A 7190-nucleotide genomic window follows, 5' to 3' on the forward strand; every position below is an offset into this window, starting at 1 on the left:
GGCCTACTGGCACGGCATCGTGGCCCGCTGTCGCCACCCTCTCAACACCAGCGTCGTGGAAGGTATCAACAACACCATCAAGGTCATCAAGCGCCGCGCATACGGCTACCGGGACGAGGCCTACTTCTTCCTCAAGATCCGAGCTGCCTTCCCCGGTAATCCGCGATGAACCAAGAAAAAGGCCGGATGGCGAACCATCCGGCCCAAATCAGCACGAAGGCGGGGGAGGGAGGATGCCCTCGTGCTGTTCCACGCAAAGTGGAGAGAACGGCGCCGGCTTACTTGGCGACGGCCTTCTTGACGCGCTTGACGAGCTCTTCGCTGGACTTCTCGAACTGACCCTTCACGGCGTTGACCTGCTGGGCCAGCACCTCGTTGGTCGACTCGATCTTTTCCTTGGCGAGCGTGCCGAGCGCCTCGTTGGTCTTGACCGCGACGTCGAAGACTTCGAGGCTGGTCGCGTAGGCCTTCTCGGCCGACTGCTTGGCCAGCGCGAAGCCGCGCGGCCACAGGGTGCGGGCGCTCTCGAAATCGCGGACCTCGCCGAGCGAGTTCAGGAACTCAACCGTGGCGTTGACCTGGCTCTCGAAGGCCTGCAGCTCGATGTCGGCGATGCGCTCCAGACCGGCCAGCGCGAGGCTCTGGGCCTTCAGCGCCGCGTCGGCCTGGCTCTTGCCGAACGCGAGGAACTGCGAACTGACTTGCTCGAACGTGGACATGATGTCACCTGGATCCATGAGGGATGTGCGATGACTCTAGCAAAGGTTTTTGTGCAATGCAACATATCCGGAACGGATCTGCCTGTCGTCCAGATTCGGTTTGGAATCGATTCAGCTTCCAGGATGCTTCAAAAAGCTGGTTCGGCAGCCAGGCACGCCGCTGAATCCTCGACGCTCAGCGGCCCGCTGCATCGTGTTGCGCTGCGGAATCGGTACCGAGCAGGGCGGCACGTGGCTCCGGATCGGCACGATCGCCGAGCCAGACCCGCGTCAGGCTGCGGTTGAGGTCGATGCCGACGAGGCGATGCACCGGTCTGCCGCCGATCTGGACGGTCATGCCGGCATCGGGCACGTACGAGAACACCCAGCGATCGCCGTGATGCACGGCCGGCAGCTGCGCGATCCAGTGCTCGGCCTTGGCCTCGATGCGGCCGTAGGTATCCTCGTCGCCGGCCGCGTTGCGCAGCGCCTGACGCCAGTAGCCGTGCACCTCGGCCTCGCCCAGTTCGCTGGGCTGCCAGAGGATCTCGACCTGGTAGGCGGTCAGCGCCTCGGCGACCTCGCCGACGTCGCGCAGCGTCGGCGACACGTACAGCGCGGCGCGGTAGTACGGCTGGAAATAATGCTGGAACGTGGCCTGGCCGACGCGGCGCCAGGCCTGCTGGTTGCCGGGCATCGCGATCTGCGGCGCGAACGCGCCTTCCTCGCCCTGCGCATGCGCCGGGGGCGCAGCGGCGGCGAGCAGGCCCAGGCCGAGCAGCGCGAGGCCGAGCAGACCCGGTCGTTCAGCGCGCATCGGGGCCGGCGTAGCTGCAGCCGGAGGTGCAGGTCTCGTGGACGACGACGCGCGAGAGCAGAGGCAGGTTCGGCGCGAGCTGGTCCCAGATCCAGCGCGCGAGGTTCTCGCTGGTCGGATTCTCGAGGCCCGGAACGTCGTTGAGCAGCCGGTGATCGAGGCGCTCGTGGACCGGTGCGAACACGGTCTTGAGATCGGCGAAGTCCATCACCCAGCCGGCGTGCGGATCGACCGGACCGCTCAGGTGGATCTCGATCCGAAACGAATGGCCGTGCAGGCGCGCGCACTTGTGCCCTGCGGGCACGTGGGGCAGACGGTGCGCCGCCTCGATCTGGAAAATCTTGAAAATATCCACGAATAACCAAACGGCCGGCGTGCCGGCCACGTTAGCCGAAAACGACGGTCAATGCGACCGAACGCGGCACGCGCCGACGCTCACGGCGAGGCGTCGCGCTTGGGCCCGATGCCGGTCCGCGCGCGGCCGGCGCGATGCGCGCGGAACGCGTGCAGCCGTTCGCGGCGCAGCCGCCCGCGGCGGCGGAAGTACCAGACCACGACGATCGCCGCGGCGGCCAGCGCCAGCAGCACGCCGATCTTGCTGCGCTCGACCCAGACCAGCAGCCACTCGTGGTTCTCGGCGCCGTAGAAGCCCAGATACACCCAGACCGGCACGCTGATCAGCGCGGCCAGGCCGTCGAGCAGCACGAAACGCAGGAACGAGACGCGCCGCGTCATGCCGGCGGTCAGATAGATCGGCGAGCGCAGGCCCGGCAGGAAGCGCGCGACGAACATCAGACGGTTGCCGTACTGGGCGAACTTGGCCTGGACCTGCGCGTAGCGCTTGGGCGTCAGCAGGTAGCGTACCCAGCGCACGCGCAGCGCGCGCTCGCCGAACACGCGGCCGATCGTGAACATCGTCGCATCGCCGAGCAGGACGCCGGCCAGGCCCACCGCGCACATCACGTGCACGTCGGCGTAGCCCAGGCCCGCGATGACGCCGCCGGCGACCAGGGTGATGTCCTCGGGGATCGGCACGCCGAAGCCGCAGACCAGCAGCACGACGAACACGGCCAGATAGCCGTTCTGGGTGAAGAGGCTGACGAGAAGGTCGAGAATATCCATCGTGAGACAGCGGCTGAATCCGGCCGCGCGCAGCGGCTGCGCAGGCGGCAAAGGCGGAGTCTAACAGGCACCTCGCGACGGTTTGGCTTCGCGGCCCCGCGCCGGACAGGCCCGGTGCAGCGTCGCGATGCTGCCGCGGCCGGCGTCAGGCCCTACACTAGCGTTCATGCAACTGGGACCGTACACGATCGCGCCGCCCGTCGCGCTGGCGCCGATGGCCGGCGTCACCGACAAGCCGTTCCGGCAGCTGTGCAAGCAGCTCGGTGCGGGCCTGGCCGTGTCCGAGATGACCAGTGCCGATCCGCGGCTGTGGAGCACGCGCAAGTCGCTCAAGCGCATGGACCATGCCGGCGAGCCCGATCCGATCAGCGTGCAGATCGCCGGCTACGATCCGGCGATGCTGGCCGAGGCGGCGCGCTACAACGTCGATCACGGCGCGCAGATCGTCGACATCAACATGGGCTGCCCGTCGAAGCACAGCACTCATAGTCGGGCGTCGACATTCGCAAGTCATTGATTTGCCCTTGCCTACGTCGGGCATGGAATGTCGATGACGACAAGCGGGTGTCGACATCTCCCCCGACTATCGATCCTCCGAAAGCCCTACTTCGGTCTCCCCCCTTTGGCAGCCGCCTCGAAAGAAGCCAGCCAGCTCACCCAGCTAATCGCTGCCGAATTGGTCCACTTGGTAGTCATGACTGGCTCCTACTTCCGTAGCGACAAGGTGGCGGTGCTGGCGCCCCATGTGCGTATGCCGGTCAAGCTGACCAGGTGAACCGTTTGATCGCGATCAGCATACCGACTGAATGATCACCGCTTTGCGACTGCTTTCGGCCAGAAGCGGACTCTCACAGCAGAAGCCCCCAGTCATTTGACGCCTGCATTATGCCGCGCCGCGAAGCGGCTTCGTTATGAATGAATGGCTAGCCGGCACCCTATTTCTTTTGTTGAGCGAAGACAATTAGCTTCCAGCGTATTGCCGCCAACCCTGGCGAATGTTGATGGTGGTTCTGCGGCGGGAATGGATTGCCCTTGTTTGACGCAATTTCATCGCCGCAAGATTCGCAACGATAGATGCCGGAGTTGGCGCACGTATCTCCAGGGGAATATAGCTTGTCGTACTCCGCGTTATCAGATTTATTGAGGTACTTGTCGTGCTTGTATTGAGCCATTGCTACACCCTCATCAGCCGAAGTTAGTTATGCGCTGAATCATCAACCTCTCTCAGAACCTGTAATTTCCGCCTATCGCTAGGGCTATGCTGTGGCGCCACGCGGCAGATGGTGTTGCGCACATGGAATGCGGCATCCCTTCCGTGCGCCACGACTAGCGACGGCGACAGTTCCCGTCAGAGCAAGTCGACACCGTGTGTCCGCCGGTCCACGCCAAGCCTGCTCATCAGAGGGGTCTAATGGAGTCGATGCCAACGGCGTGACCGCAGCTACTCCGGCAATACAGCTGCAGCGATCTTGTGGGCGATATCCTCAATGCTGTCGGAGGCAGTCGTGAACCCTGCCAAGTCGGGCAGGATTCCGCTGTACTGCCTTACATCGTCGAACGTGACGTTGTGCAGAACCGGGATGAGCGTGCTTTTGCTCAGCAGTGCTCCCAGCTCTCGCTCTGTCCAGAACCGCCCGGCCAGGTAGGCTGGTGTCAAGAGCGCGATCCCTGACCGCGCCTTCCGTAGACCCGCATCCATCTGGAGCGACTGGCTGCGACCCGGCACGATCGCTACCTCATCGAACCACACTGCGACTCCAAGGTCTTCCAGTCTTCCGCGCAGCTCAGTGGCGACCTCCTGACCGTCGATTCGCGCGTAGCTGAGGAACGAGTCGTAGTCTCGCGGGTCGATCGCAGCCACAGCCTCCTGCACTCGATCAGCTAGGCGGCGCTCGGGCTCGGTGTATTGGACCGGGGACGAAGCCGAACGCAGGCTCCGGCTCAACTCAGCGGCCACTTGGCGATTGTGAGACTGTGCTCGTCGGTTGTGGTCGTTGATTGCCGCATTGAGTCTTCCGACCGCCTGCTGGCGTCGGGCGTTCTCCTGCCTTTCAATCTCCCTTACTCTGCGATTGTGGCTCTCCACCGCCTGCCTGTTTGCGCGGTTGATCTGATCGATCTTCTGGTTGATTTGCCGCACTACTCGACGTTGTGCCTCGCGCACCTTCCGATTGAACTCATTCGCATTGAAGCGGGCCATTCTTCACTCCATCGTCAGATCGGGTGACCATGCATCCTAGTCAGGAATTGGGTAGGTTCAGAACCGCAGGAGCGCCGCCCGGTCCTTCAGGTACGCCTGCGCCGCCAGCCACATCAACTTGAACATCACGGCCAGCGCCATGACTCCCAGCATGGGTCTGAACCCATCGATGAGGCCGGGAAGCGGCATGCCCTGCGACGCCTTCAACGACACCAGCAGGAAGAGCGATGGGATGATGAGTGCCACGCCGAGTAGCACGAGGCTACGGATCCGGCGGCTCAACACGGCTTCGAGCACCGCGAGTTCGAACTCGAAAAACTCAATCAGGCGACGCATGTGAGGGTTCCTGCCTGGGATAGCGGGTTGTCTCGGCCGCAGAGCCTGGAAAGAGCTCCACGGGAGCTTCGTGTCTCTACCGCTCTTTGCGGACGCCCTTGAAAGGCTTCGGGTCCGCCTTCTGGTCGATGAACTTCCCAGTCTCGGCGTCGCGTTTGGTCCAGCGATCGTTCTGAGGATTGTGGGTCTGGCTGCGGTTGCGGACTGCACCGTTCCGGTGTCCATCGCCTTTCGGAGGGTTGGTGGCCATGGTTTACATTTCCTTCATTTGACAAGGTTAGCGTAAACCCTACTCCTGTGGTTTACACTGTGTCAACAGGGCCGTGGTGGCGTAAACCGGGGGTGTGCATGTTGGGTTACAGAATCAAGCAAGGAAGAACGGCGGCCGGTCTGTCGCTTCGCGACGTTGGCGAGGCCGTGGGCCTCAGCGCGATGGCGATCTCCAAGTACGAGCGCGACGTGATCAAGCCGTCGTCCGAGATCTTGCTTCGTCTAGCCAAGACCTTCGGCGTGCGCACCGAATACTTCTTCCGGCAGTCTGCTGTGGAGCTGACCGAAGTCGACTTCCGCAAGCACGAGAAGCTCTCGCCGCAGGACGAGGTCCGAGTGTTGGAGGATGTCCGTGAACGGCTGGAGCGATGGATCGAACTGGAGTCCATCGTCCCGGCGTCTTGGCCAAAGGCGTTCGCGTTGCCGAAGAGGCTGCCGGCGAAGGTCGAATCCTACGCCGCTGTTGAGGCGGTGGCTGACCACGTGCGGACCGCATGGCAGCTCGGTACCGGCCCCATCGGCAACCTCATCGACAAGATGGAGGAGGAAGGCATCAAGGTCATCCTCACTCCGCATGACGGCGGCAAGAAGTTCGACGGGCTGGTAGCCAAGTCCAATGGCCATACGGTGATCGTCGTTGGCCAAGACTGGCCAGGTGATCGTCAGCGCTTCACCTTGGCCCATGAGTTGGGTCACTTGGTGCTCCATGGGCGCATCACTCCAGCGCTAGACGAGGAGCGCGCCTGCCACCGATTCGCCAGCGCTTTCTTGGTGCCGAAGGGCGAGGCCATCCGACTTCTTGGCGCCTCCCGGTCCTGGCTCGAGCCGCAGGAGCTCTACATGCTCAAGCACGAGTGGGGCCTCAGCATGAACGGCTGGGTGTATCGCGCCCAGGACCTTGGCATCCTCACCAAAGCGATTGCAAAGCAGCATTGGGATTTCTTCGTCAGCCAGAAGGAAGGCGCAAACTCCTGGCGGGAGAAGGAGCCGGGCGAGCCCTATCCCAAGGAGTGCCCACGCCGATTCGCGCAGCTTGTCTACCGTGCCCTTGCCGAGGATTTGATTGGCGAGTCCAAGGCCGCAGAGCTGTTAGCGTTACCCTTGGTGGAATTGCGTGCCCGACGACGCATGGACGCACCCAATGCGACTGGTTGTCACTGACGCGAACATCATCATCGACCTGGCGGCCGGCGGTCTGCTGGAAGAGGTGTTTCGCCTGGTAGACACCGAGTTCTGCGTCCCGGACATCCTCTATGTTGAAGAGTTGGCCGATCACTACGGCGTACTTCCGGCGCTCGGGCTAAAGGTCGTCACTCAGCCGGTTGAAGACGTGCAGTACGTTGAGCAACTTCGAACGCGGTTCCGCGGACCGAGCATCAATGACCTCTTTGCACTGGCTCTGGCGCGATCGTTGAACTGCCCGCTGCTCTCTGGAGATCGCTCGCTGAGGATTGCAGCAGAGGCTGAGCGCGTAGAGGTGCGCGGCACTCTGTGGCTTGTCGATATCTTGCTGCAGTCGGGCAGGATCGACGTAGATCGTGCCACAGCAGCCTATGAAGCCATGCGCGAAGACGGCAGCCGCTTACCGTGGGATGAAGTCGATACCCAGATCAAACGCTGGCGACGAGAGGACTTGTGAGCAAGGGGCGACGGCTCTTCGGACCAATCATCGCCGCCGCCCTCCCTCCGCGACAATCATCCCCAATCCCTACTGCGCCCATGTCTGCTTCCGGTCGAGAGCAATCAT

11 protein-coding genes and 1 pseudogene are annotated in these 7190 nt (G+C 63.0%); 4 read left to right on the forward strand and 8 right to left on the reverse strand.

All coding sequences use genetic code 11. From position 1 onward, the window contains the following. A partial coding sequence (locus VMR39_RS14335) for a transposase (RefSeq protein WP_325374899.1) occupies positions 1-169 on the forward strand: 169 nt, incomplete at its 5' end. A 109-nt stretch (positions 170-278) separates the two neighbouring features. Here the strand turns inward: VMR39_RS14335 and VMR39_RS14340 are convergent. The 4 genes from VMR39_RS14340 to VMR39_RS14355 all read right to left on the reverse strand — a co-directional run bounded on the left by VMR39_RS14340 (position 279) and on the right by VMR39_RS14355 (position 2637). Next, on the reverse strand, positions 279-719 hold the full coding sequence (locus VMR39_RS14340; RefSeq protein WP_325416670.1) for a phasin family protein: 441 nt from the start codon (positions 717-719) through the stop codon (positions 279-281). Between the two features lie 175 nt (positions 720-894). After that, on the reverse strand, positions 895-1515 hold the full coding sequence (locus tag VMR39_RS14345) for a chalcone isomerase family protein (protein WP_325416671.1): 621 nt from the start codon (positions 1513-1515) through the stop codon (positions 895-897). After that, entirely contained in the window at positions 1505-1870 is a 366-nt protein-coding gene (gene queD / locus VMR39_RS14350) for a 6-carboxytetrahydropterin synthase QueD (RefSeq protein WP_414712520.1), read from the reverse strand. Before queD ends, VMR39_RS14345 begins: the two co-directional genes overlap by 11 nt. A gap of 80 nt (positions 1871-1950) precedes the next feature. Then, positions 1951-2637, reverse strand: coding sequence for a DedA family protein (locus tag VMR39_RS14355; protein ID WP_325416673.1), 687 nt, complete (start codon positions 2635-2637; stop codon positions 1951-1953). Positions 2638-2803: 166 nt separating this feature from the next. On the opposite strand from VMR39_RS14355, the pseudogene VMR39_RS14360 reads away from it, so the two are divergent. Beyond that, positions 2804-3139: pseudogene (locus VMR39_RS14360) on the forward strand (tRNA-dihydrouridine synthase); the annotation flags it as partial. A gap of 433 nt (positions 3140-3572) precedes the next feature. On the opposite strand, the gene VMR39_RS14365 reads toward VMR39_RS14360, so the two are convergent. From VMR39_RS14365 to VMR39_RS14380, 4 genes are all read right to left on the reverse strand, one after another. Continuing rightward, positions 3573-3809, reverse strand: a complete 237-nt coding sequence (locus tag VMR39_RS14365) for a hypothetical protein (protein WP_325416675.1) — start codon at positions 3807-3809, stop codon at positions 3573-3575. 269 nt (positions 3810-4078) lie between these two features. Next, positions 4079-4837, reverse strand: a complete 759-nt coding sequence (locus tag VMR39_RS14370) for a toll/interleukin-1 receptor domain-containing protein (protein WP_325416676.1) — start codon at positions 4835-4837, stop codon at positions 4079-4081. Positions 4838-4894: 57 nt separating this feature from the next. After that, the gene (locus VMR39_RS14375; protein WP_325416677.1) at positions 4895-5173 is read right to left on the reverse strand and encodes a hypothetical protein; all 279 of its coding nucleotides are present in this window, start codon (positions 5171-5173) and stop codon (positions 4895-4897) included. Positions 5174-5249: 76 nt separating this feature from the next. Then, positions 5250-5423: a hypothetical protein gene (locus VMR39_RS14380; protein WP_325416678.1), complete on the reverse strand. Its 174-nt coding sequence runs from the start codon at positions 5421-5423 to the stop codon at positions 5250-5252. 98 nt (positions 5424-5521) lie between these two features. Between VMR39_RS14380 and VMR39_RS14385 the strand changes: the two genes are divergently transcribed. Beyond that, positions 5522-6604, forward strand: a complete 1083-nt coding sequence (locus VMR39_RS14385) for an XRE family transcriptional regulator (protein ID WP_325416679.1) — start codon at positions 5522-5524, stop codon at positions 6602-6604. Beyond that, positions 6585-7082, forward strand: coding sequence for a hypothetical protein (locus VMR39_RS14390; protein ID WP_325416680.1), 498 nt, complete (start codon positions 6585-6587; stop codon positions 7080-7082). The genes VMR39_RS14385 and VMR39_RS14390 overlap by 20 nt, the downstream gene beginning before the upstream one ends. Positions 7083-7190: the final 108 nt, after the last annotated feature.

This window comes from Sphingobium sp. (assembly GCF_035511395.1).
In the GTDB taxonomy this organism is placed as follows: domain Bacteria; phylum Pseudomonadota; class Alphaproteobacteria; order Sphingomonadales; family Sphingomonadaceae; genus Sphingobium.

Bases quoted from the DNA above. Each gene is read 5' to 3' on its own strand.
- VMR39_RS14340 (WP_325416670.1), bottom strand. From the start codon at position 719: ATGTCCACGTTCGAGCAAGTCAGTTCGCAGTTCCTCGCGTTCGGCAAG.
- VMR39_RS14345 (WP_325416671.1), bottom strand. From the start codon at position 1,515: ATGCGCGCTGAACGACCGGGTCTGCTCGGCCTCGCGCTGCTCGGCCTG.
- VMR39_RS14355 (WP_325416673.1), bottom strand. From the start codon at position 2,637: ATGGATATTCTCGACCTTCTCGTCAGCCTCTTCACCCAGAACGGCTAT.
- VMR39_RS14365 (WP_325416675.1), bottom strand. From the start codon at position 3,809: ATGGCTCAATACAAGCACGACAAGTACCTCAATAAATCTGATAACGCG.
- VMR39_RS14370 (WP_325416676.1), bottom strand. From the start codon at position 4,837: ATGGCCCGCTTCAATGCGAATGAGTTCAATCGGAAGGTGCGCGAGGCA.
- VMR39_RS14375 (WP_325416677.1), bottom strand. From the start codon at position 5,173: ATGCGTCGCCTGATTGAGTTTTTCGAGTTCGAACTCGCGGTGCTCGAA.
- VMR39_RS14380 (WP_325416678.1), bottom strand. From the start codon at position 5,423: ATGGCCACCAACCCTCCGAAAGGCGATGGACACCGGAACGGTGCAGTC.
- VMR39_RS14385 (WP_325416679.1), top strand. From the start codon at position 5,522: ATGTTGGGTTACAGAATCAAGCAAGGAAGAACGGCGGCCGGTCTGTCG.
- VMR39_RS14390 (WP_325416680.1), top strand. From the start codon at position 6,585: ATGCGACTGGTTGTCACTGACGCGAACATCATCATCGACCTGGCGGCC.